A 23671-nucleotide genomic window follows, 5' to 3' on the forward strand; every position below is an offset into this window, starting at 1 on the left:
CGTCCTTGTCCGACATGATCCTTGCCCCGCTTGCTCCTCCGGGGGGCCCTGGCTATGTTGGCGTTTGAACAATCACCGGGGATCGGGACCCACCGCATGCACTTCGATGATCAACCCTCTCAACTGATCGCTCCGGATGGCCAGGTCCGCCTGGGCCTGTTTCCGGATACCGTGGCCCGCGTCAACGGCCGCGATCACGATTACCGGCGCCCCATGGGATCGCCGGCGTCGCGACGGGCGCGTCGTTTCCATTACAAGCAGTTCCAGTATTTCGGGCTGGTCAGCGACGAGATGCTGATTGGCTGCGCCCTGGCGGACACCGCTTACCTGGGGCTGGCGTTTTTCTATGTGTTCGAGCCGGCCAGTGGCCGGTTGCGCGAGCATACCTGGCGCTCGCCGCTGGGGCGGGCACTGACCATGAGCGATTCGCCCCTGCAGGGCGAGAGCCGTTTCCAGCAAGGCGGCGTGTCGATCCGGCTGGGTTACGAACAGAATGACGACGGTGAACGGCGCAAGAGCCTGACGGTGTCCTTGAACGACCTGGAACTGAGCACGGCGCTAACCGAGCCGGTGGGTTACCGGCCCATGTCGCTGTGCACGCGCACTGGAGTGAACGGCTGGACCTACGCCAACAAAGTGGCCGGGGTGGACGTGACCGGCACCCTGCGCGACCAGGATGGCGAGCGGGACCTGGGCGCCCTGCCCGGCGCCGGTGGCCACCATGATTTTTCCGCGGGTTACATGCGCAGGGAAACGTTCTGGAACTGGGCCTGCCTGTCCGGCCGGCTGGAGGGCCACCGGGTGGGCCTGAATCTGTCCTGCGGGGTCAACGAGACCAGTGTCAGCGAAAACTGTTTGTGGCTGGACGGCGAATTGATCAAGGTGGAGGGCACCCGGTTCGATTATCGGCGCGATGATCTCCAGGCCCCGTGGCGGGTGGTGAGCCGCTGCGGTCGGGTGGATCTGACCTTCACGCCCCTGGGGCGTCATCGCGAACGGCTCAACCTGGGACTGTTCGCCAGCAACTTTCATCAACTGTTCGGGCGTTTCGATGGCGAGTTGCGGCCCGCCGACGGGGCGCCGCTGGCCGTGCGCGGCCTGCACGGTTTCGTCGAGGAGCAATACGCGAAATGGTAGACGAGCAAAAACAGCCGGACGGTGATCCGGATACGCCGCCGGCGTCGGAGCCGGTCAACGAGCGGCTGCGGCGCGGCCTGTTCTGGGCCCTGGAATACTGGCGCGAGCTGTTCAACTTCCGCTTCGATAAGTACATGATCATCCAGGTCATCCCGGGGGTGTACGGGGTGGCGCTCACCGCCATCGGCCTGGGCTTGCTGTACCTGTGTTTCGAAGCGTTCGTGGCCTCCACCTGGCGGGGTCTGTTCTTCCTGTTCATCGGCGGGCCGCTGCTGTTTCTGTTTTCCGCCACCCTGCTGCGTGCGCTGCTGGAGTTCTACATGGTGGTGTTCAAAATCTCCGAGCATGTGGACCAGTTGGTGGGGCTGCGCGACACCGTGGACCGGCTGTCCGGCATTGGTGATTCCGTGGATGAGATGGTGTCGGTGACCCGCCGCATTCCATTCTGGCGGGTGCTGGCCGGCACCCGCCGGCGTGGCGGGCGCGCGGCTCCAGAGGACGACTCGCACACATCCTGACCGCCTCCGGCGGGTGTATGCTGAAGGCCTCTCCCCGCATGGAGTCGCCATCATGGATGTGCTCAAACCCCATACCCGCGATATCGGTTTCCCGGTGCGCCGGCTTTTGCCCGCCGCCGGGCGGCAGCGCGTGGGCCCGTTTATTTTCTTCGATCACATGGGTCCCCATGTGTTTCCCGCCGCCAGCCGCGAGGGCGATGTACGACCGCACCCGCACATCGGCCTGGCCACGGTGACCTATCTGTTCTCCGGCTCGATGATGCACCGCGACAGCCTCGGTACGGAGCAGCGCATCGAGCCCGGCGCCATCAATCTGATGACGGCGGGCCGGGGCATCGCCCATTCGGAGCGGATTCCCGAGGACACCCGCGCCAATGGCGCGGCGGTGGAGGGCATCCAGACCTGGCTGGCGCTGCCGGTGGACCAGGAGGAGGACGCGCCCTGCTTCAGCCACCATCCGGCCAAGGCGCTGCCCGTATACCAGGACCGGGGCGTGACCGCCCGGGTGCTGCTGGGCCGGGCCTTCGGCCTGGAATCACCGGTGCCAGTGCCCTCGCCCACCCTGTACGTGGATATTCTGCTGGAGGAAGGCGCGTCCCTGCCGCTACCGGCCAGCGACCATGAACGGGCCCTGTACGTGGCGGAGGGCACGCCCCGGGCCGGCGATCTGCCGCTGCCCACCCACCACGTGGCCACCCTGGACAGCGACCGCAGCTGGCTTCTGGAAACCTTCGACGGCCCGGCCCGGCTGATGCTGTTCGGCGGCGCGCCGCTGCCCCACCCTCGCCATATTTACTGGAATTTCGTGTCGTCCAGAGCGGAGCGCATCGAGCAGGCCAAGGAGGATTGGCGGGCGCGCCGGTTCGACGATATCCCCGGCGAGACCGAGTGGATTCCGTTGCCAGGGGAGTGACCGCCGATCGCGGCTAAAGCCCGGCCGCTCCTAGCGCATTCTAAAGCCGCCGCAGGAGCGGCTTCAGCCGCGATTGGCGTCCAGCGCGGTCAGCAGCAACCGCTGGTAAAGGCGTTCGCGCAAGCCATCCGGCTCGTGCAACCCCATGCGCTTGAGTTCGTCGGCGTGGGCGTCGGCGTCGTGCTCGTGCAGCAACGCTTCCCGGGCGAGCTTCAGATAGTCCTTCTGGCTCACCGTTTCCTTCAGCCAGGTGAGCCCCTTCAGCAGCCGCTGTTCGGTGGTGTCGAAATCCGTGCCGAGGGGAAAATCCGGAAAGGCATCGGCGCCGGCGTCGGCCTTGAGGCGGCGCAGAAATTCCGGGTTATTGTGTCGAAAGCGCTCCGGGATGCGGTAGTCGCGACGCAGCTTGCCGGCTTGCCAGGCCTGTTCCATGAGTTCCACCTGAAAGCGGCTGTCGGCCACGTTGAGCATGGCCATGACCACCTCTTCATCGGTCTTGCCGCGCAGGTCGGCGATGCCGTACTCGGTGATGACGATGTCGCGCAGGTGCCGGGGAATGGTGTTGTGGGCGTAGGAAAACAAGACGTTGGAGGCGGCCTCGCCGCCACGCTGACGCCAGGCCCGGGTCATCAGAATGGAGCGCGCGCCGGGCAGCTCGTGGGCCTGGCTGACGAAGTTGTACTGGCCACCCACGCCGCTGAGCACGCGCCCGTCGTCAAGTTGATCGGACACCGCCGCCCCCAGCAGGGTGACGGTGAAGGCGGTGTTGACGAAGCGGGCGTCGCGGCGCTGCAGGATGCGCAGTTCCTCGCCACCGTAGAGGTCGTTGATCTGGTTCACCCGGGTCATGTTGATCTTGCCCCGGGTGTCCGCGTCCAGCTCGCGCAGACGCTGGTAAAACGCCGCCGGCCCCAGGAAGAAACCGCCGTGCATGATGATCCCGCCGTTGAGGCTGTCGCCGCGCCAGGTTTCCAGGGCTTCGCGGGTGTCCGGATGATCCAGATCGTTGGGCACGCTGTCATCGTTGGGCAGTCGCAGGCGATTGCCTTCCACGGTGAGGCCGTAACGCAGCACGCCGAAATCGGTGAGCCGCTTGAGGTGTTCCGGCGGCAATGGGGAGAGAATGCCGCGCCGGCGGCGCAGGCCGTCGATGAGCTCCAGGCCGGGCACGCAGTTGGCGTGCTTGAGGCACTCCGCCTGCAGCGCTTTCCAGTCGTACACCGGGCGGCGGATGATGCCGTCGTCGATCAGCCGCAGCAGACCGTGGGTCATCATCTCGCTGCAGCCGTAGAGCCCCAGTTCGAAGGGCCGCTCGCCGCCTTCGCGGCCGATCAGCTCGCGGTGCGTCTCGGGCAGCGCCAGGGCATCCAGCAGCCGGCGGTAGTCCTGGTTGTAGCGCTCCCGGCGGCGGAGGTGATGCACCAGCGCATCACCCAGGGCGCCAATGCCGATCTGCAGCGTGCCACCATCGCGCACCAGGGCGCTGGCGTGCAGGCCGACAAAGTGATCCTGCAGGTTCACCGGCATGTTGGGGGTGCTGAACAGCCGGGTCTGGGCCTTGGCGTCGTCAATGACGATGTCCATTTCGTCGTACCAGGGACCCAGCTCGGCGTCGTTGCCCATGAACGGCAGGTCGTGGTGCACCTGGCCCACGGCGACAATGGTCTCGCCGGCGTCACGGCGGGCCTTGAGCATGGGCAGCAGCTCCAGGGTCACCTCCGGGTTGCAGGCGTAACTGTAGCGGCGCGTCTTGCCTTCCCCCTCCACCGCCAGCATCTGCGCCACCACATTGACGCCACGGGCGTTGATGTCACGGGCGGCGTGAGTGTAGTTGACACTGATATAGCGGCGCTGGGCGCTCTCGCTGTTCAGCAGGCTGCCGGGCTGGAAAAAAAATTCAAACACGCGCACGTTGTCCGGCAGGTCATCCTTGCGCAGCGCGTGCAGGTAATCCAGTTCCTCGTAGTCACCGAACACCCGGTCGGCGAAGGGCTCCAGGAAACGGCGCTCCAGATCGCTGCCGGCGGCGGGCCGGCCCAGGGACAGCGCGGTGTAGATATCCAGCCGGATCGAGGCGTCGGCCTGGGCGCGCTGGTAGAGGGCGTTGACCAGACGGTTGGGCTTGCCCAGCCCCAACGGCAAGCCGAGGCGGATATCGCCACCGGTGAGTTCGATCACGCGGTCAGCGGCCTTGAAAGCATCGTCCAGTTGCTCGGGCACGTCGGGCTCCTTGTTGTATTGGTCCTGGGCGTCAGTGCCCCCCGGTACCGGAGACGGCGCTGACCAGAATCACGCCGATCACGATGAGGAGCATACCCAACACCGCCGGCGCGTCGGGTATTTGTTTGAAAAATAAAACCCCCACCAGGGCGATCAGCACGATACCGCTGCCGGCCCACACGGCGTAGGCAATCCCCATGGGCACGGTACGCAAAGTCAGCGACAAAAAATAGAAGGCCAGGCAATAGCCGACCACGGTCACCGCCGAGGGCCAGAGACGAGTGAAGCCGTGGGAAGCATTGAGCGCGGAGGTGCCCACCACCTCGCTGAGGATGGCCACCGCCAGATACCAATACCCCATATCAGTCCTCCAAGACCGGAATGCGGGTGTCCGGTGCTTTCAGGGTCCAGGCCCGTTCACCGGACGGGGTCAGCAGCAGAATGTCCAGGGGCACGCCGTTGATGAACTCCAGCAGCGGCACGTCCAGAGCCAACAGCGCGTCCGGCTGCTGGCAGCGCCAGGCGTAACGGCCGGTGAACCGCGCCGGTGGCGTGGAAACCGGCGGCGACAGGCTGGAACCCGCGTTCTGGCGCGTCACCGAACAGAGCGCCTCCGGGGCCGGCTCAAGCACGTTGCGGGCTTCGCTAAGGCGACCCAGAGCGTCGCGCACCGCCATCCTTTCCTCATCGGTGCCGGGGGCATGCTCGAAGCCCACCACCTGCCCGGCGGGCAGAGACAGCCGCGCCACCAGGGCATGGCCCTTGAGCGCGATCTCCAGGCTGCCGGCGACCGGTTCGGCGCCGGCCCCGTCAGCGGCGCCCGCGGCGCTCGCCAGTACCAGCAGAGCGGCCAGTAGGGATTTCACCATGCTCGTTACCCTCCATCCTCGTCCATAACAGGGGAATCCGTGGCGCTCTCCATATCCAAGCTGCCCATATCCAGACGGCGGCCCCAGTCCGCCAGCAGCTTTCGCGGCACCGCCGGGTCGTCGCCGGCGGTGATCACCACCAGCCGGCTGTCCTCATCGCCACCGGGCCACGCCGGCAGCGGCGTCATCTCCAGAGGCTGCGCCCCGACCCCCTGGATCAGCAAGGGGCCATCCAGTTTTTCGATCGCCACCAGCCCCTTGAGCCGCACCAGATCATCGCCGGCGGCGGCGCGCAGGGCCGCCAGCGCCGCCTGCAATTGCTCATAGGCGATGCGCCCGCGCCAGCGCAGCCCGGCGGGCTGCAGGGCGTGCCCGCGACCGGCCGGGGTGGTGGAAGGCGCCATCGGCGAAATGGACGCCGACATCACCCCGGACAGCGGCGCCAGCACGCCGGTGATGCGACAGCGACGGGGAAAATCCCGGTCCAGCACGGTGGCGTCAACGGCGGCGGCATCGACCACATCGGCGTCCGGATTGAGGCGCGCCAGAGCCTCGGCCAGCGCCTGGCGGGCGGCGCCGTCCACCCGGTCGACCTTGGTGAGCAGCAAGCGGTCGGCGGCGGTGACCTGCTCCAGGGCTTCCGGATACCGTGCCAGGGCCGCCTCGCCGGCCACCGCGTCCACGGTGGTGAGGATGGAGCGCAGCGAGAAACGCTTGCGCAGCCAGGGGTCCTGCTCCAGCACCGACACCACGCCAAACGGATCGGCGGCCCCGGTGGTTTCCAGCAGCACCAGCGAGAAGGCCGGCAGATCACCGGCGGCCCGGGCCATGTAAAGGTTGCGCAGGGTGGTGCGCAGAGTGCCCTGCACCGCGCAGCACACACAGCCACCGGCCAGCAGACTCACCGGCGCGCCCACCTTGCGGGCGAGATCCTGATCAATGCCGATGTCGCCCAGCTCGTTGATGATCACCGCCAGGTCACCGCGCTCGCCGAGCCAGCGATTGAGCAGCGTGGTTTTGCCACTGCCCAGGAAACCGGTCAGCACCACCAGGGGCGTGGGCGCGCTCATTCCGCCTGCCGCCGTCATCAAGCCTCCCGCATGGCCCAGGGCAACGCCTGGCCGGCCATGAACGGCACCATCGCCTCGCCGCCGGCGGTGACCGTGTCCGGCACGGACCAGTCGCGGCGCTCCAGGGTCACGGTGTCGGTGTTGCGCGGCAGCCGATAGAAGTCGGCGCCAAAGTGGCTGGCAAATCCTTCCAGCTTGTCCAGAGCGCCGTAACGGTCCAGGAAACTGGCGTACAACGGCAGCGCCGCCCGCGCCGAGTAGCAGCCCGCGCAGCCGCAGGCGGCTTCCTTTTTGTCGCGGGCATGGGGCGCGGAATCGGTGCCCAGGAAAAAGCGTGGGTGGCCGTCCAACACGGCACGCTGGATACGCTCCTGATGGGTACGTCGTTTCAGCACCGGCAGGCAGTAGTTGTGCGGTCGCACCCCGCCGACCAGCAGATCGTTGCGGTTCATCAGCAAATGTTGCGGAGTGACGGTGGCGGCGCTGAACTCGCCGGACTCGCGCACGAAATCCACCGCCTCACCGGTGGTGACGTGCTCGAACACGATGCGCAGCGTTGGAAAGCGCTCGCGGATATCGGCCAGATACCGGTCGATGAACACCCGCTCGCGATCAAAGATATCGATTTCCGGCTCGGTCACCTCGCCGTGCACCAGCAAGGGCACGTCGTGCTTTTCCATGGCTTCGTAGAGGTGGCCGATGCGGCCCGGATCGGTGACGCCGCTGTCGGAGTTGGTGGTGGCGCCGGCGGGGTACAGTTTGAAGGCGTGCACGAAATCACTTTGCGCGGCGCGCGCCACCTCTTCCACCGGCGTGGCATCGGTAAGGTACAACACCATCAGCGGCTCGAAGCCGCTGCCGGCCGGAATACGCGCCAGGATGCGCTCCCGGTAGGCCTCGGCCTGGGCCACGCTGGTTACCGGCGGCGTCAAATTCGGCATGACGATGGCACGGCGGAAAACCCGGGCGGTGGCGGGCACCGTTTCCGCCAGCATCTCGCCGTCCCGGAAATGCAGGTGCCAGTCGTCGGGTCGGGTGATGGTCAGGGTATCGGTCATGGCGGATGTCCTGTGGGCCGGAGGGGATGCTCATGATACGCAAAATTCCCGGCGCTCCACAGTTGCCGTGCGACCGGGCGCACCCTTTCGGCGGTTGCTTTTGAAGTCGGTGGCGGCGGCGCCTACGCTTTCCGCCGGCTTTTCCAGCCCCGGGTTCCGATCGAGGGAAACGCGATCAAACCGTGAGCCGGCGATGAGTAAGCCTCGGAAATTCCTATGATAATCTGAACCAGTCGATGGCATTACACGGCTTGGCATGTTTGAGGCCGTGTGCAAGGGGGAGCAATGGGGCGCACCGCGGAACAACCTTCCACGCCGGGACACCTGGTCTGGCAGCTGGATCACTTCGAGAATCACCGGCGCGCGATCCGCTTCGTGCGGCAGTTCCAGGATACCCTGTGCGTGTTCAGCGGTCCGGTGGGCCAGCTGTACACCAACTATGAGATCGCCGTGCCGGAAGGCCAGGACCGGTCATTGATCATTCTGCCCAATCCCTACGCCTACCACGACACCTTCAACGGGCTGCCGGAGGACGGCGCGCGCCCCACCGGTATCACCATCATCCCCGGCGAACTGGCCGGCGGCAGCGGCCTGCATATGCTGATTCCGCTGCGCGGCAAGACCGGTCGTACCATGCGGCGGGTGCCGCTGGCCACCGGCCTGCGCGCCCTGCTGCGTCAGGAAACCGGGGAACGGCCGTTCCTGCCGGTGATCACCAAGGGCGATCTGCGCGCCTTCGACAAGGACAACCCCAGCCTGCATCTGCACCGGCTGCTACCGGAGCGACTGAGCGACATCTCGGCCATGGAGATCAACGGCATCCGCCGGGCGATCCGCGACCGCCTGGCGGTTTACGTAAACGGCTAGCGTTCCACCGCCAAGGCCACGCCCTGACCGCCACCAATGCACAGGGTGGCCAGGCCCTTTTTCACATCCCGGCGCTGCATTTCGTGCAGCAGGGTCACCAGCACCCGACAGCCGGAGGCACCGATCGGGTGACCCAGGGCGATGGCACCGCCGTTGACGTTGACCTTGGCCGGGTCCCACTCCAGTTCCTTGCCCACCGCCAGGGATTGCGCGGCGAAGGCTTCGTTGGCTTCGATCAGATCCACCTGGTCCAGGCTCCAGCCAGCGCGCTCCAGGCAGCGGCGGGTGGCGGACACCGGGCCAATGCCCATGATCGCCGGGTCGACACCGGCACTGGCCTGGCCAGCCAGCCGCGCCAGGATCGGCAGACCCAGTTGCTTGGCGCGGGCTTCACTCATCAGCATCACCACGGCGGCGCCATCGTTGAGCGCGGAGGCGTTGCCGGCGGTCACCGAACCGTCCTTCTTGAAGGCCGGACGCAGGCCGCCCAGGGACTCGGCGGTGGTGTCGGCGCGGGGCTGTTCGTCGGTGTCGACGATTTTCGGCTCGCCCTTGCGCTGGGGCACTTCCACCGGGGTGATTTCATCCTTGAAGCGGCCGGACTCGATGGCCGCGGCGGCCTTGCGATGGGAGGCGGCGGAGAATTCGTCCTGCTGCTCCCGGGTGAGGCCATATTTCTCCACCAGGTTCTCGGCGGTGATGCCCATGTGGTAGTCGTTGAAGGCGTCCCACAGACCGTCCTGGATCATGGAATCCACCAGGCTGGCGTGACCCATGCGCAGGCCGGTGCGCGCCTTGGGCAGCACATAGGGCGCCAGGCTCATGCTCTCCTGGCCGCCGGCGATCACCACCTCGGCTTCGCCGCAGCGGATCGCCTGGCTGCCCAGGTGCACCGCCTTGAGGCCGGAACCGCACACCTTGTTGATGGTCAGGGCCGGTACTTCCTGGGGCAGACCGGCCTGAATGCTGGTCTGGCGCGCGGGGTTCTGGCCGGCGCCGGCGGTGAGCACCTGGCCCAGGATCACCTCGCTGACCGCGGACGGCTCCAGGCCGGTGTCCGCCAGCAGCCGGCGCACCACGATTTCACCCAGCCGGGTGGCGGGCTGATCCGCCAGACCACCCTGAAAGCGGCCGATGGCGGTACGGGTAGCGGCGACAATGACCACGTCTTGCATGCGATTCTCCCTCGTTCAAACGACAACAGGATTCAGCGAAAGGCGGCCATTTTAGGCGCTAACCGCCGTTCAGGCGACCACCACGGCACGGATAGGTCCACGCCATGGCGGCGCGGGCCTTACAGCGCCCGGGCGCGGTCACGCAGCACGTACTTCTGAATCTTGCCGGTGGAGGTTTTCGGCAGCTCACCAAACACCACCGTCTTGGGCACCTTGAAGCCGGCCAGGTGATCCCGGCAGAAGCCGATCACGTCCTGTTCGGAGACGCCTTCGCGACCCGCCTTGAGGGTGACGAAGGCACAGGGGGTCTCGCCCCATTTTTCGTCCGGGCGCGCCACCACCGCCGCCTCCATGACGTCGCCGTGACGGTAGAGCACGTTCTCCACCTCGATGGTGGAAATGTTCTCGCCACCGGAAATGATGATGTCCTTGAGACGATCCTTGATCTCCACGTAGCCATCCGGATGCCAGACCGCCAGATCACCGGTGTGGAACCAGCCGCCCTGGAATGATTCCCGGGTGGCGGCCTCGTTTTTGAGATAGCCCTTCATCACGGTGTTGCCGCGCATGAAGATCTCGCCGATGGTCTCGCCGTCCCGGGGCACCGGTTCCAGGGTCTCCGGGTCGGCCACCATCACCCCTTCCAGGGTCGGATAGCGCACCCCCTGGCGGGACTTAATGGCGGCGCGCTCCTCCAGCGGCAGCTCATCCCAATGGCCGTGCCAGGCGCACACCGTCACCGGGCCGTACACTTCGGTGAGGCCGTACACATGGGTGACGCGCAGCCCCATTTCCTCCACCGCGCCGATCACCTTTGCCGGCGGCGCGGCGCCGGCGGTCATGGCGTCCACGGGATGCTCGATGGCCGCCTTGGCCTCCTCGGGCATGTTGATCAGGGCGTTGAGCACCACCGGCGCGCCGCACAGATGGGAAACCCGGTGCTGCCGGATCAGAGTCAGGATGCGCCGCGGGTCCACACGCCGCAGGCACACATGCACGCCGGCCTGGGCGGTGACGGTCCAGGGGTAGCACCAGCCGTTGCAGTGGAACATGGGCAGCGTCCACAGATACACCGGGTGCAGCCCCATGGACCAGGTGGCCTGGTTGCCCAGGGAATTCAGATAGGCGCCACGATGATGGTAGACCACGCCTTTGGGATCACCGGTGGTGCCGGAGGTGTAGTTGAGGGAGATGGCGTTCCACTCATTGTCCGGCCAGTGCCAGTGGTACTCCGGATCGCCCTCGGCAAGGAAGGCTTCATAGTCCAGGTCGCTGACCGGTTCGCCTTCGTCGTATTCCGGATCGTCCACGTCGATCACCAGGGGCGGCGTGTCCAACCGCGCCAGGGCGTCGGCGATCACGGCGTGGAATTCCCGGTCGACGATCAGCGCCTTGGCCTCGCCGTGCTCCAGCATGTAGGCGATGGCATCCGCGTCCAGGCGCACATTCAGGGTGTTCAGCACGGCGCCGATCATCGGCACGCCGAAGTGGGCTTCCAGCATCGCCGGGATGTTCGGCAGCATCACCGCCACGGTGTCACCCTTGCCGATGCCACGCCCGGCCAGGGCCGAAGCCAGACTCCGGCAGCGCTGATAAGTCTCGCGCCAGGTGCGACGGATGTCGCCGTGAATCACCGCCGGATAATCCGGGTACACCGAGGCGGTGCGCTCGATGAAGCTGAGGGGGGTCAGGGGAACGTGGTTGACCTCGGTGGGCGCCAGGCCCTGCTCGTAAATGGACATAACGATGGTCCCGTGGTTGTTCGCGGTATTATTCGGGTAGAGTTACGGTATTGACCCGTAACGCCGGGGCAACTTTATAGACGAAAAAGAACAGATATGGAAATAAAACCAGAGTCTTATAGTATATCTACTAGATGCCGTTTTGGGTGACCCGGGATGGCCACGGACCCCGCCCCCGCCCTGCTCGACCAGGACCCGCAACCGGCGCTGGTACTGGACGCCGCCGGCCAGCCCCTGGACGCCAATCCGGCCCTGCACGCCCTGCTGCGCGATCAAGGCGCCGACACCGGCGCTGCCCTGCCCGCCAATTACCCGGCGCTGGCCGCCGCCTGCCTGTGCCAACGGCGGGCCATCGCCGAGGTGGAAGCACGGCTGGGCGAGCGGCTGCTGCTGTGGACCTTCATTCCCCTGCCCGGCGACCGGGTGCTGGCCCGGGGCCGCGACGCCACCGAACAGCTCGGCAACGAAAAGGCCGCCTACCGGGCCCGCCGTCTGTACCGGCTGATCACCGAGAACACCACCGACCTGATTTCCCGCCACCGGCCGGACGGCGTGTTCCTGGACGCTTCGCCGGCGTCCTGGGGGCTGCTGGGCTACTGGCCGGAACAGCTGCGCGGACACGCCGTCCTGGACCTGTTCCACGAACAGGACCGGGAGCGCCGCCGCCGGGAAGCCGCCGAGGCCCTGGAGGAAAAGGGCTACCACACCATGACCTACCGCATCCGCCACCGGGACGGCCACTACCTGTGGTTCGAGACCGCCAGCCACGCCATCCGCGAAACCTACACCGGCGCCGTGGTGGAGGTGGTCAGCGTGAGCCGGGACATCACCGCCCGGGTGCGCGCGGAGCAAAACCGGCGGCGCCTGGCCGAGGTAATGGAAGCGCAGCAGCGCCGCCACCAGGACGAACTGGCGCGCAGCAGCCGGTTGATCGCCATGGGCGAGCTGGCCTCGGGCATTGCCCACGAGATCAACCAGCCGCTGGCGGCGATCAGCAATTACGCCGCCGCCGGCCAGCGCCACCTGAGCGCGTTCCGTGCCGGGGACGGCGACCAGGCCGATCTGGACAAAGTGGCGCGGAGCCTGGAGCGGGTCGGTGAACATGCCCACCATGCCTCCGAGGTGATCCGCCGCCTGCGGGCCTTCCTGCGCAAGGGCCAACGCCGCCTGGAGCCGTTGGACATCAATACCGTGGCGCGCCAGGCGATCCGGCTGTGCGCCTGGGAAGCCCGGGCTCAGCGTATTACCCTGCGCGAGCATTTGATGCCGGACCCGCCGCCGTTGCAGGCGGACCGCATTCTGCTGGAGCAGGTGCTGGTGAACCTGCTACGCAACGCCCTGGACGCCAACCGGGAGCGCCACGGCGACGCCGGCTCCGAGGTGACCGTGGAAACCGCCCACCAGGACCGGGCCCTGGTGATCCGGGTCATCGACCAGGGGCCCGGCGCCGACCCGGACACCCTGGAGCGCCTGTTCAGCCCGTTCTACACCAGCAAGCCCGACGGCCTTGGCCTGGGCCTGCCGATCAGCCGCTCGGTGGTGGAAAGCCTGGGCGGCGAACTGAACGCCCGCTGCCTTGAGCAGGGGCTGGAAATGTATTGCCGGCTGCCGCTGGCCCGCCACGAGGAGAATCAATGAGCGCCGCCGAACAGATCGTTTATGTGGTCGACGACGACGCCGGCATGCTGGAATCCACGGTCTGGCTGCTGGAATCCGTGGGGTTGACGGCACGGCCGTTCACCAATGGCGCCGACTTCCTGGCCGCCTGCACGCCGGACCAGCATGCCTGCGTGCTGCTGGATGTGCGCATGCCCGCCATGGGCGGCCTGCAGGTGCAAAAAACCATGAAGGAACAGGGCCTGGGCCACCCGGTCATCTTCGTCAGCGGTCACGCCGACGTGCCCATCGTGGTACGCGCCTTCAAGGCCGGCGCCGTGGATTTCATCGAGAAGCCCTACAACGAGCAACTGCTGCTGGACAGCGTGCAGCAAGCGCTGGACCGGGAACGCCGGGCCCAAGGCCGCGATGCCGGGCGCCGGAGCGTGGACGAACGGCTGGCCCGGCTCACCCCCCGGGAACGGGATGTGCTGCTGCCCCTGGTGAAGGGCTACACCAACCGGGAAATCGCCGCGCAACTGAATGTCAGCGTGAAAACCGTGGATCTGTACCGCTCCCGGGTAATGAAGCGCATGGGCGCCGAGCGCCTGCCGGATCTGGTGGGGATGGCGATCGCCGCCGGGCTGGTGCCGCCGTTGCGGCTGCGGGAAGGGGATCAGGCGCCGCAAGCCGGCGCCTGATCGGAGGGACGGGCCGGAGGGTCAGTCCTCCTGGCCTTGCTGTTTGGCCTGCTCGGCCTGCTCGGTCACTTCGTTCAGCTCAAACCACATGGCGTTGAGAATGGCGAAGGTGCAGGCCAGACCGACACCCAGAATCCAGGCGAAATACCACATTGTCGGTTCTCCTCAGTACATGTCCTTGTTGACGTCGCTTTCGCGGACCTTGCCCCACAGCACCTTGTACACCCAGGCGGTGTAGAGCAGCACGATGGGCAGCAGGATCACGGTGGCGATCAGCATGATGCCCAGGGTGTAGTGGCTGGAGGACGCATCCCACACCATCAGGCTGTGGCCGGGATCGGAACTGCTGGGCAGGATCACCGGGAACATGGACACGCCCACCGTGGTGATGATGCCCGCCACCGACAGCTTGGAGCCCAGGAAGCTGAGCGCCCCGATACGGGTGAACAAGCCGAGCATGGCCAGGGCGGCCCCGCCAAAACCCACCAGCGGCACCAGCCACAGCAGCGGCTGGGCACCGTAGTTGGCCAGCCACACACCGGCCTCGGTGACCACTTCCTTACGCAGCGGATTGCTGGGGCCCATCGGGTCCATGGCACCCACCACGCGGTAGCCTTCCATATTGCTGACCCAGAAACCGCCGATCGCGAACAGCACGATCACCACGGCGGCGGCGATCAGACCAATGCGCCGGGCCCGTTCCGCGGGCTCGCCATCCGCCTTGATCTGCAGCCAGGTGGCGCCGTGCAGTACCAGCATGGCCAGCGACACCAGCCCGCACAGCAGCGCGAACGGGTTCAGCAAGGCAAAGAAGGAACCGGTGTAGAACGGTCTCAGGTCGCTGTCGAAGTGGAACGGCACGCCCTGCAGCACATTGCCCACGGCGACGCCGAAGATCAGCGCCGGCACCACGCCACTGAAGCACAGCGCCGCGTCCCAGCGGGCGCGCCAGCCGGCATCGTCACGCTTGGAGCGGAACTTGAACGCCACCGGGCGGATGATCAGCGCCACCAGGATCAGGAACATGGCCAGGTAAAAGCCGGAAAAGCTGACCGCGTAAAGCGCCGGCCAGGCAGCGAAGATGGCGCCGCCGCCCAGCACGAACCATACCTGGTTGCCTTCCCAAACCGGGCCCACCGTATTGATCACCTGACGGCGCTGGCCATCACCGCGGGCCACCGCCGGCAGCAGCGCGGCCACGCCCATGTCGAACCCGTCGGTCACCGCGAACGCCACCAGCAACACGCCGAGCAGAGCCCACCAGATCAACCGCAACACTTCATAGTCGAACAGCATGGCGTTGTCTCCTTATTCCTGAGGCCGGTTGAAGGCCGGTGAAAAGCGCTCGTCGAGCCGGGCCGGGTTGTCCGCGCTCTCCTCTTCCTCGGGGCCCTTGCGGATGTACTTGAGCATCAGCTTGACCTCGATCACCGCCAGGGTGGTGTAAATCACCAGGAAGCCGGCCACCGTGATCAGCAGATCGGTGACGGTCAGGCTGCTGACGCCCAGGAAGGTGGGCAGCACCCCTTCGATTACCCACGGCTGACGACCGTACTCCGCCACCAGCCAGCCCAGCTCCGCGGCCACCCAGGGCAACGGCAGGGTGTAGAACGCCACGCGCAGGAACCAGCGCGGCACCCGGCGGCGCAGGGAGACCATATAAAACGCCAGGCCGAACAAGGCGATCATGTAGAAGCCGATCACCACCATGAAACGGAACGACCAGAACAGCGCGAACACATTGGGCAGCGCGTCGCGGGTCGCCATGGCGATCTGCTCATCGCTGGCGTCGCGGGGGTCCTCCACGTATTTCTTGAGCATCAAGGCGTAGCCCAGGTATTCCTGGTTCTCCAGGAAGGTCTGGCGGGCCTCCGCGTTGCTCTCATCCACCTTGAGGGTTTCCAGGGCGTCATAGGCGAGCAACCCGTCGCGGATGTGCAACTCCGAGAGCGCCATCAACTCGCGGATGCCGGGAATTTCCTGATCGATGCTACGGGTGGCGATCAGCCCCATGACCCAGGGAATTTTCAACTCATAGTGAGTCTCCTGGGCCTCGCGGTCGGGGATACCGAACAGGGCGAACGGCGCCGGCGCCTCCTCGGTGTGCCACATGCCCTCGATCATCGCCAGCTTCATTTTCTGGTTGTCGGTGATGGTGTAACCGGATTCGTCACCCAGCACCACCACGGACAGGGCCGCCGCCAGACCGAAGGACGCGGCCACCGTGAAGGAGCGCTTGGCCAGCGCTTCGTGACGGTGACGAAGCAGATAGTAGGCGCTGATCGCCAGCACGAACACGGCCCCGGTAACGTAACCGGCGGCCACGGTGTGCACGAACTTGGCCTGGGCCACCGGGTTGAAGATCACCGCGGCGAAATCCACCACTTCCATGCGCATGGTGTCCGGGTTGAACACCGACCCCACCGGGTTCTGCATCCAGCCGTTGGCCACCAGAATCCACAGCGCCGACAGGTTGGAGCCCAGCGCCACCAGCCAGGTCACCGCCAGATGCTGCACCTTGCCAAGCTTGTCCCAGCCGAAGAAGAACAACCCCACCAGGGTGGCTTCCAGGAAGAAGGCCATCAGGCCCTCGATGGCCAGGGGCGCGCCGAAGATGTCGCCCACGTAGTGACTGTAGAACGCCCAGTTGGTACCAAACTGGAACTCCATGACGATGCCGGTGGCGACGCCCATGGCGAAATTAATGCCGAACAACAGCCCCCAGAACTTGGTCATGTCCCGCCAGATGGTGCGTCCGGTCATTACATAGACGCTCTCCATGATGGCGAGCATGAAGGACAGGCCCAGTGTCAAAGGAACAAAGAGGAAGTGGTACATGGCCGTCATGGCGAACTGCAGCCGCGACAACTCGACCAGCGTGGCGTCGATCATTGATGTTCTCCCCTGACTACAAACCGGCGAGCCACCGACCGGCCCGCCTGTGCACGGAAGGTCCTCCATGGCCTTCCAGTTCGAGGTACAGCATGCGTGACATTACACGCAACCGAATGACGGTGCCTTGAGCGAGATCAGGATGACGCGGGTGAAAGCCCGCCGGATCACGTCTACCATTGAGCGCCGTCCCGGTTAGCGCTCCTGGCACCATGGTCAGGATAGCATCGCGCCCGAGCCGCTTCACGTCACATTGAGCAAAGTGGAACCAACCAACGCCATGCCCATTGATCCACATCAAGCCGACCCGGCCGCCTGGCTGGCGGACCAACGGCGCCACGCGCCACGGATGCTGAGACGGTTGTTGCTGACCGCCCTGGCGGACGCGCCCCTGGCGCTCCTGCAGGCGACCATGCTGGCCTGGCTGGCCGCCAACCTGGTGGCCGGCGCGGGCCGTCTCTGGACCCCGGCCCTGCTGTTGCTGCTGACCCTGGCGCTGCGCGCCCTGGCCGGCGCGGCCCGGGCGCGCTTCAGCGCCGGTGCCGCCGCCGACATCGGCCTGGCGATTCGCGAGCGGGTGGCCGACGCCCTGTTGCGTGGCGCCGGCGGTGCCATGCCCCCCGGCGAGGCCAGCACCGCCCTGCTGGAACAGACCGAGGCAGTGGGCCGCTACCACGCCGGTTTCGCCGTGCAAAGGCGGGTGGCGAGCCTGGCCACCATGCTGTTCCTGGTCGCGGCCTTCGCGGTGGACTGGGTGGTGGGGCTGATATTTCTGTGCACCGCACCGCTGATTCCGGTGTTCATGATGCTGGTGGGCACCGGCGCCCAACGGGCCGCCGACCGGCAGTTGGAGAGCCTGCGCTTTCTGGGGGGTTACTTCCTGGACCGGCTGCGCGGCGTGCTGACGCTGCGCGCCTTTGCCCGCGAGCAGGCGGAACGGGACGCGGTGGACATCGCCAACGGCGAATACCGGCGCCGCACCATGAAGGTCCTGCGCATCGCCTTCCTCACCTCCGCGGTGCTGGAGCTGTTCGCCGCCCTGTCGGTGGCGCTGGTGGCGCTCTATGTGGGCCTGCACCTGCTCGATCTGGTGGCTTTCGGCCCCGGCCCGGGGCTGGATTTCGGCACCGGCCTGTGGCTGTTACTGCTGGCGCCGGAGTTCTACCAGCCGCTGCGCCAGCTCGCCGCCGGCTACCATGACCGGGCCGCCGCCCAGGCCGCCGCCGACACCCTGGCACCGTTGCTGGCCGACCCGGTTGTCGAGGATTCCTCTCATGCAGGAGCGGTCGGGAATCCCCAGGGTGCTCTGACCCTGGAGGGGCTGAGCTTCCGCTACGCGGACGACGACGGCGAGCCGCTGTTCGAGAACCTGAATGCCAGCGTGGCCGCCGGCCAGTGCCTGGTGCTGCGTGGCGACAGCGGCACCGGCAAGAGCACCCTGCTCAAGGTAATCGCCGGTCTGCTGCCCGCCGATGGTGGCCGCGTGCTGCATGACGGCCAGCCGGCGCCGCGACTGGACCGGGCCAATGGCCGGCTGGCATGGGCCGGCCAGCACCCCTGGTTCGTGCACGGCACGGTGGCGGAAAACCTGCGCCTGGTGGCCCCGGACGCGGACGACGCCGACCTGCGGCAGGTGCTCGCCGACTGTGGTCTGGCGGATCTGCCCGCCGGCCTGGCCACGCCCCTGGACGAGAACGGCGGCGGCCTGTCCGGCGGCCAGGGCCGGCGGCTGGCGCTGGCCCGGGCCCTGCTCAGCCCGGCGCCGCTGTTGCTGCTGGATGAACCCAGCGCGGAACTGGACCAGGCGCTGGAGGCCCGCATCGTCGCCACCCTGGCCGCCCGTAAGGGCGACCGCACCCTGGTGATCGCCACCCATTCCCCGGCCCTGGCGGCCCTGGGCGACCAGAGTGTTTGGTTGGGGGCGTCGGGGGCCTCAACGGCCTCGACCATCGCGGCTGAAGCGGGGTGCCGCCCAACCGCTCCTTCGGAGACGTGGCCGCGAACTGGAGGGAATGGCTCATGAATGACCGTCCCGTTTCTCCCCGCCACTGGCTGCGCCAGCAGTTCAAGGGCGAGGGCCGACGCCTGCGCAACGCCTGGCTGCTGGCACTGATCACCGCCCTGTCGGCGATGGCGCTGCTCGGCCTGTCCGGCTGGTTCATCAGCGCCGCCGCCCTGGCCGGCCTGGCCGCCGGCGGCATCGGCGCCATCTCCTTCAACCTGCTGGCACCCAGCGCCGGCATCCGCGCCCTGGCTGTGGGGCGCACCGTGTCCCGTTATTTCGAGCGGCTGGTGAGCCACGACGCCACCTTCCATGTGATGCAGCGCCTGCGCACCCGGCTGTTCGGCGCCATCCTGCCGCGCGTGCCCGGGCCGCTGTCGCACCTGAGCACCGGCCATCTGTTGGAACGGCTGCTGGGCGACGTGGAACGGCTGGAAAACGCCTGGCTGGGCCAGGGCCAGCCGACCCTGGTGGCCGCCGCCACCGCCCTGGTACTGCTCGGGGCCGGCTATGCCCTGGCCGGTCCGGTGGCGGCCCTGGCGCTGCTGATCGGTTTCGTGCTGATGGCGGCGCTGCTGATCCGGCTGGCGCGGGTGTCGGACGCGCCACTGCGGCAACGGGCCACGGAGCGCGAGCGGCTGCGCGGCGATCTGGTGCAGGCCCTGAACGGCCTGCCCGACGTGCTCGCCTACGGCCTGCGCCCCACCCTGCTGACGCAATGGCGCCAGCGGTTGTCCGGCCTGGCGGACCTGGAACACCGGCTGGCCTGGCGGCAGGCTCTTACCCAGACCCTGATTCAGAGCCTGATGCAGTGGCTGGCCGTCGCCATGCTGCTGGTGCTGATCGGCCCGGTGCGCAACGGCACCGTGGACGCCCCCATGGCCCTGGCGCTGATGCTGCTGGTGCTGGCCGCCGCCGAGGTCACCTTGCCGCTGGCGGCGGCCTGGCAGGGTTGGTCGGATACCCGCTCCACGGTGTCGCGGCTGGCCGGCCTCACCGAAGCGCCGCTGCCCCGCGCCGCCGCCGAGGGCGACCAGACACCGACGCCCGACGGCCTGCTCACCACCCGGGGGCTGAGCTTCTCCTGGCCGGGCCAGCCCCCCCTGTTCGAGCACCTGGACCTGGAAGTGCGCGCCGGCGCGCCGCTGGCCATCGTCGGCCCCAGCGGCGCCGGCAAGAGCACGTTGTTGCACTGCCTGATGGGCCTGCAGCGGCCCACCGGTGGCGAGATCCGCTTCGGCGGCGTGGCCCAGGCGGAGGCCGACGGCGAGGCCTGGCGCCGCTGCTTCAGCCTGCTGCTGCAGCGCCAGCAACTGTTCACCGGCACCCTGCGCGACAATCTGCGCCTGGCCCGGCCGGACGCCGACGACGACACCCTGTGGCGGGCCCTGGAACAGGCCCGGCTGGCGGACCTGGTGCACCAGCGCGGCGGTCTGGATCTGTGGATCGGCACCGAGGGCCTGCGCCTGTCCGGCGGCCAGGGCCGGCGCCTGTCCCTGGCCCGGGTGCTGCTGCGCGATAGCCCGGTGGTGCTGCTCGACGAGCCGTTCACCGGCCTGGAGCCGGCCACCGCCGACGCCCTGTTCGAGACCCTGCAAAGCGAACTGGCGGACCGGCTGCTGATCATGGTCACCCACGACCGCCGCCAGGCGGATCGCCTGCCGGAGAAGCTGACCCTGGCGCCTGACGCCTGACGCGCTGACGTCCTGACATCTATGTAGGAGCGGCTTTAGCCGCGATAAAGGCCTGGCGGGATAGCCGCCATTCGGGGTTATCGCGGCTGAAGCCGCTCCTGCGGGGGGTTAGCTCAGCCAGGAGGCCGGGTGGTGGCGCACCGCCACACCTATCATGTAGGCGAATACCGTCATCGCCAGCAGCGCGAAGACGGCACGGGTGGTGGCGGAACGACCGCGTTTGATGGCCACCGTGCCCAGGCCGATGTAGACCAGCAGCGCCACCAGCTTGGCCGCCAGCCAGGGGGTCTGCTGGGGCCAGGCGCGCAGCATTACCATCAGGGTCACGCCGCAGGCCAGCAGCCCGGTGTCGATCACATGGGGCAGCACCCGCACCCAGCGCCGTTGCAAGCTCGGGGCATCGCGCACCGACCACCAGGCGCGAAGGGTGAACAGGGTGATGCTGGCGGCCGCCAGACTGACGTGCAGGTGTTTGATCAGGGTGTACACGGAGGCGTTTCCTTAGTAAGCTCGGCCATTATCAGGAGAATTCAATGCACGGTATCACGTCACAACGCCTGCTTCCCGGCACCCGGCCTTCGGCCCGGGGCATGTTGGCGTGCGCCGTCGTCTTCTTCTTCGGGTATTGGTTTAGCCGCTCGCGCGCCTGACCGTACCCGGACAGGCGCGCCCGTTGGGGCCGCCTGCCGAAGACCCAGAAACCCCCGGTTGGCGACCCACCGGGGGTTTTTCATTTTCAGAGGTTTTCAGAGGAAGGAAGGATCATATGAACGCCAGTCTTGCCGCCGTCCGCGAGGACGCGGACGTTTCGCCCGCCCCACGGCGAGCTCACCCCCTGCCAGGCCCCGCCGCCCTGCGCGAAGCCCTGCCGCTGACACCGGCGCAAGCCGACCAGGTGCGCGCCCACCGCGATCAGGTACGCGCCATCCTGCGCGGCGAGGACCCGCGCCTGCTGGTGATCACCGGGCCCTGCTCGCTGCATGACCGGGACGCCGCCCTGGACTATGGCCGCCGCCTGAAGGCGCTCAACGACCGCCTCGGCGACCGCCTGCTGCTGGTGATGCGTGCCTACGTGGAGAAGCCGCGCACTACCGTGGGCTGGAAAGGCATGCTCTACGATCCGCACCTGGACGGCCGGGGCGACCTGGCGGAGGGCCTGCGCCGCTCCCGGGCGCTGCTGCTGGATCTGGTGGATTTGGGCCTGCCGGTGGCCACCGAGCTGCTCAGCCCGCTGGCGGCGGATTACCTGGCCGATACCCTGAGCTGGGCGGCGATTGGCGCGCGCACCACGGAATCCCAGATTCACCGGGAAATGGTCAGCGGCCTGGATCTGCCGGTGGGCTTCAAGAACGGTACCGACGGCGAACTGGGCGCGGCCCGGGACGCCATGGGTGCCGCCGCTCATCCCCATGCCCACCTGGGCATCGATGATCACGGCCACCCGGCGCTGATCCAGACCGCCGGCAACCCGGACACCCATCTGGTGCTGCGCGGTGGCCGCCGTGGTCCCAACTACGACGCCGCCAGCGTGGCGGCGGCCCGTGATGCCCTGGAGAGCGCCGGCCTCAATCCGCGCGTGGTGGTGGACTGCAGCCACGCCAACAGCGGCAAGGACCCGGCGCGCCAGCCGGCGGTGCTGGACGAGCTGCTCGCCCAACGCCGGGCCGGCGACCGCACCGTGGCCGGCGTGATGCTGGAAAGCCACCTGCACAGCGGCCAGCAGGCCCTGGGTCCGGACCTGCGCTATGGCGTGTCGATCACCGATGCCTGCCTGGGCTGGGACGACACCGAAGCGGCCCTCAACGACCTGGCCAAAAACCTCTAGCTAGGCGGGCACCGGGGCCGGCGCCCCTTCCTCCGCCGGCTCCGCCGCCTCGCCCTCGGCGGTGAGATTGAACACCGCCATTTCCCGACGCAGCGTGCGCGCCTGGGCCTCCAGCCGCCCGGCGGCCTTGGCGGCGTCCGCCACCAACGCCACGTTGTCCTGGGTAACCCGGTCCATCTCCACCACCGCGCGCCCCACCTGTTCAATGCCCTGGGTCTGCTCCCCGGAGGCGACCCGGATCGCCGCCATGATCTCGGTGACCCGATCAACGGAGGCAAGCATTTCCGACATGGTTTCGCCGGCCTGGTTGACCCTCTCGGCGCCCTGCCCCACCCGTTCCACCGTGTCCTCGATCAGGCCGCGGATTTCCTTGGCCAGGCCGGCGGTGTTCTGCGCCAGTTGGCGCACCTCGGAAGCCACCACCGCGAAGCCCCGTCCATGGTCGCCCGCGCGCGCCGCCTCCACCGAAGCGTTAATCGCCAGGATGTTGGTCTGGAAAGCGATGCCCTCGATGCGCCCGGTGATCTCCTGAATGCGTTCGGAGCCATCGCGAATACCACTCATGGTGGCCGCCACCTCGCGCACCGCCTCACCACCCCGGTGAGCCACCCGGCTGGCGCCCTGGGTGAGATCATCCGCCTGGCGGGCGTGCTCGTCATTGTTCTGCACCGTGGCGGTGAGCTCCTCCATGCTCGCCGAGGTTTCTTCCAGGGAGGCGGCCAGTTGCTCGAACCGGGCGGACAGGTCGGTGTTGCCGGCGGCGATTTCCCGGGAGCCGGCGTGGATGGTATCGCTGCTGGCACGCACCTGGCCGACGATGGCGGCCAGGTTATCGCGCATGCGGCCCAGGCCATTGTAGAGCTGGCCGATTTCGTTGTTGCCACGGCGCTCCACCGGCTCGGACAGATCCCCGGCGGCCATGCGCTCGCAGTGGGCGGCCACCCGGCGCAGCGGCTGGATCACGTTCACGGTGATGCCCCACAACACCACCGCCACCAGCCCCAGGGACAGCACCAGCACCCCGGCCAATACCGCGTCGAGCCGGCCAGCCATGGCGTGGAACTCGTCCACCCGGGCACGCACTTTGTCGCCGGAATCCGCCAGCAGGGCGTCGGCTTCCGCCGCCGCCGCTTCCGCGTTCAAACCGCGCTCCCCGCGCAGCAACTCGATGTAGGCGCCACGCAGGGTCTCGGTGCGTTCGGCGTGCAACTGGTTGAGCGCCTCGAAGGCCTCCCCGTTATGGTGGTTGGCGTATCCGCTCACCCCACCGATCAGCAGCACCATCAGGGTGAAAGCGGCCAGCACCAGGCTCCAGCTGCTTTTCACGGTCAGGTCGTCGAGCCACTTCATCTTTGTCTCCCACCAGCTTGGCAATGATCCGCAGCCTACTTC

The 23671-nt window shown here is 67.5% G+C and carries 21 protein-coding genes; 9 read left to right on the top strand and 12 right to left on the bottom strand.

What is annotated here, in order from left to right:
- Positions 1-96: 96 nt before the first annotated feature.
- Genes ACLD02_RS10900 through ACLD02_RS10910 form a run of 3 tightly spaced genes read left to right on the top strand, consistent with a single transcriptional unit; the run spans position 97 to position 2568 of the window.
- On the top strand, positions 97-1137 hold the full coding sequence (locus ACLD02_RS10900; protein WP_410298697.1) for a DUF2804 domain-containing protein: 1041 nt from the start codon (positions 97-99) through the stop codon (positions 1135-1137).
- Complete coding sequence (locus ACLD02_RS10905) at positions 1131-1655, top strand: DUF4282 domain-containing protein (protein ID WP_203102229.1); 525 nt, start codon at positions 1131-1133, stop codon at positions 1653-1655. The genes ACLD02_RS10900 and ACLD02_RS10905 overlap by 7 nt, the downstream gene beginning before the upstream one ends.
- Before the next feature lie 52 nt (positions 1656-1707).
- Positions 1708-2568: a pirin family protein gene (locus ACLD02_RS10910; protein WP_238400898.1), complete on the top strand. Its 861-nt coding sequence runs from the start codon at positions 1708-1710 to the stop codon at positions 2566-2568.
- A 63-nt stretch (positions 2569-2631) separates the two neighbouring features.
- Here ACLD02_RS10910 and ACLD02_RS10915 read toward each other — a convergent pair whose 3' ends face one another.
- From ACLD02_RS10915 to pyrC, 5 genes are read right to left on the bottom strand one after another with little or no spacing between them, the layout of a single operon-like run.
- Positions 2632-4788 (bottom strand): acetyl-CoA hydrolase/transferase family protein, encoded by a 2157-nt coding sequence (locus tag ACLD02_RS10915; protein ID WP_203102227.1) that lies wholly within the window; start codon positions 4786-4788, stop codon positions 2632-2634.
- Positions 4789-4819: 31 nt separating this feature from the next.
- A complete protein-coding gene (locus ACLD02_RS10920) occupies positions 4820-5149 on the bottom strand; it encodes a DMT family transporter (protein ID WP_203102225.1) in 330 nt (109 codons plus the stop codon).
- Between the two features lies 1 nt (position 5150).
- Positions 5151-5657: a DUF2796 domain-containing protein gene (locus tag ACLD02_RS10925; RefSeq protein ID WP_410298698.1), complete on the bottom strand. Its 507-nt coding sequence runs from the start codon at positions 5655-5657 to the stop codon at positions 5151-5153.
- Between the two features lie 5 nt (positions 5658-5662).
- Complete coding sequence (locus ACLD02_RS10930) at positions 5663-6745, bottom strand: CobW family GTP-binding protein (protein ID WP_410298699.1); 1083 nt, start codon at positions 6743-6745, stop codon at positions 5663-5665.
- Positions 6745-7785: a dihydroorotase gene (gene pyrC / locus ACLD02_RS10935; RefSeq protein ID WP_203102219.1), complete on the bottom strand. Its 1041-nt coding sequence runs from the start codon at positions 7783-7785 to the stop codon at positions 6745-6747. Before pyrC ends, ACLD02_RS10930 begins: the two co-directional genes overlap by 1 nt.
- Positions 7786-8070: 285 nt before the next feature.
- Between pyrC and ACLD02_RS10940 the strand changes: the two genes are divergently transcribed.
- The gene (locus tag ACLD02_RS10940) at positions 8071-8652 is read left to right on the top strand and encodes a hypothetical protein (protein ID WP_203102217.1); all 582 of its coding nucleotides are present in this window, start codon (positions 8071-8073) and stop codon (positions 8650-8652) included.
- Here the strand turns inward: ACLD02_RS10940 and ACLD02_RS10945 are convergent.
- Positions 8649-9827: an acetyl-CoA C-acetyltransferase gene (locus ACLD02_RS10945; RefSeq protein ID WP_203102215.1), complete on the bottom strand. Its 1179-nt coding sequence runs from the start codon at positions 9825-9827 to the stop codon at positions 8649-8651. The genes ACLD02_RS10940 and ACLD02_RS10945 overlap by 4 nt on opposite strands.
- 119 nt (positions 9828-9946) lie before the next feature.
- Positions 9947-11569 carry an acyl-CoA synthetase gene (locus ACLD02_RS10950; RefSeq protein WP_410298700.1) on the bottom strand — a complete coding sequence of 541 codons (1623 nt, stop codon included), beginning with the start codon at positions 11567-11569 and terminating at the stop codon, positions 9947-9949.
- A 156-nt stretch (positions 11570-11725) separates the two neighbouring features.
- Here ACLD02_RS10950 and ACLD02_RS10955 point away from each other — a divergent pair, with 156 nt between their 5' ends.
- Both ACLD02_RS10955 and ACLD02_RS10960 read left to right on the top strand, forming a co-directional pair.
- Complete coding sequence (locus tag ACLD02_RS10955) at positions 11726-13207, top strand: PAS domain S-box protein (RefSeq protein WP_410298701.1); 1482 nt, start codon at positions 11726-11728, stop codon at positions 13205-13207.
- Positions 13204-13866, top strand: coding sequence for a response regulator transcription factor (locus tag ACLD02_RS10960; RefSeq protein ID WP_203102210.1), 663 nt, complete (start codon positions 13204-13206; stop codon positions 13864-13866). The genes ACLD02_RS10955 and ACLD02_RS10960 overlap by 4 nt, the downstream gene beginning before the upstream one ends.
- A gap of 21 nt (positions 13867-13887) precedes the next feature.
- Here ACLD02_RS10960 and cydX read toward each other — a convergent pair whose 3' ends face one another.
- Genes cydX through ACLD02_RS10975 form a run of 3 tightly spaced genes read right to left on the bottom strand, consistent with a single transcriptional unit; the run spans position 13888 to position 16758 of the window.
- A complete protein-coding gene (gene cydX, locus ACLD02_RS10965; RefSeq protein ID WP_138771721.1) occupies positions 13888-14019 on the bottom strand; it encodes a cytochrome bd-I oxidase subunit CydX in 132 nt (43 codons plus the stop codon).
- 12 nt (positions 14020-14031) lie between these two features.
- Positions 14032-15162, bottom strand: coding sequence for a cytochrome d ubiquinol oxidase subunit II (cydB, locus tag ACLD02_RS10970; RefSeq protein WP_338015177.1), 1131 nt, complete (start codon positions 15160-15162; stop codon positions 14032-14034).
- 12 nt (positions 15163-15174) lie between these two features.
- Positions 15175-16758 (bottom strand): cytochrome ubiquinol oxidase subunit I, encoded by a 1584-nt coding sequence (locus tag ACLD02_RS10975; protein WP_410298702.1) that lies wholly within the window; start codon positions 16756-16758, stop codon positions 15175-15177.
- A 280-nt stretch (positions 16759-17038) separates the two neighbouring features.
- Between ACLD02_RS10975 and cydD the strand changes: the two genes are divergently transcribed.
- Complete coding sequence (cydD, locus tag ACLD02_RS10980) at positions 17039-18781, top strand: thiol reductant ABC exporter subunit CydD (RefSeq protein WP_410298703.1); 1743 nt, start codon at positions 17039-17041, stop codon at positions 18779-18781.
- Positions 18778-20454 carry a thiol reductant ABC exporter subunit CydC gene (gene cydC / locus ACLD02_RS10985; protein ID WP_410298704.1) on the top strand — a complete coding sequence of 559 codons (1677 nt, stop codon included), beginning with the start codon at positions 18778-18780 and terminating at the stop codon, positions 20452-20454. Before cydD ends, cydC begins: the two co-directional genes overlap by 4 nt.
- Before the next feature lie 108 nt (positions 20455-20562).
- Here the strand turns inward: cydC and ACLD02_RS10990 are convergent, their stop codons facing one another.
- Positions 20563-20943: a SirB2 family protein gene (locus tag ACLD02_RS10990; protein ID WP_410298705.1), complete on the bottom strand. Its 381-nt coding sequence runs from the start codon at positions 20941-20943 to the stop codon at positions 20563-20565.
- Between the two features lie 277 nt (positions 20944-21220).
- On the opposite strand from ACLD02_RS10990, the gene ACLD02_RS10995 reads away from it, so the two are divergent.
- Entirely contained in the window at positions 21221-22279 is a 1059-nt protein-coding gene (locus ACLD02_RS10995; RefSeq protein WP_410298706.1) for a 3-deoxy-7-phosphoheptulonate synthase, read from the top strand.
- Here the strand turns inward: ACLD02_RS10995 and ACLD02_RS11000 are convergent, their stop codons facing one another.
- Positions 22280-23629 carry a methyl-accepting chemotaxis protein gene (locus tag ACLD02_RS11000; protein WP_410298707.1) on the bottom strand — a complete coding sequence of 450 codons (1350 nt, stop codon included), beginning with the start codon at positions 23627-23629 and terminating at the stop codon, positions 22280-22282.
- Between the last annotated feature and the right edge of the window lie 42 nt (positions 23630-23671).

The sequence above is a fragment of the Alloalcanivorax sp. C16-2 genome, assembly GCF_046507615.1.
Taxonomy (GTDB): Bacteria; Pseudomonadota; Gammaproteobacteria; order Pseudomonadales; family Alcanivoracaceae; genus Alloalcanivorax; species Alloalcanivorax marinus_A.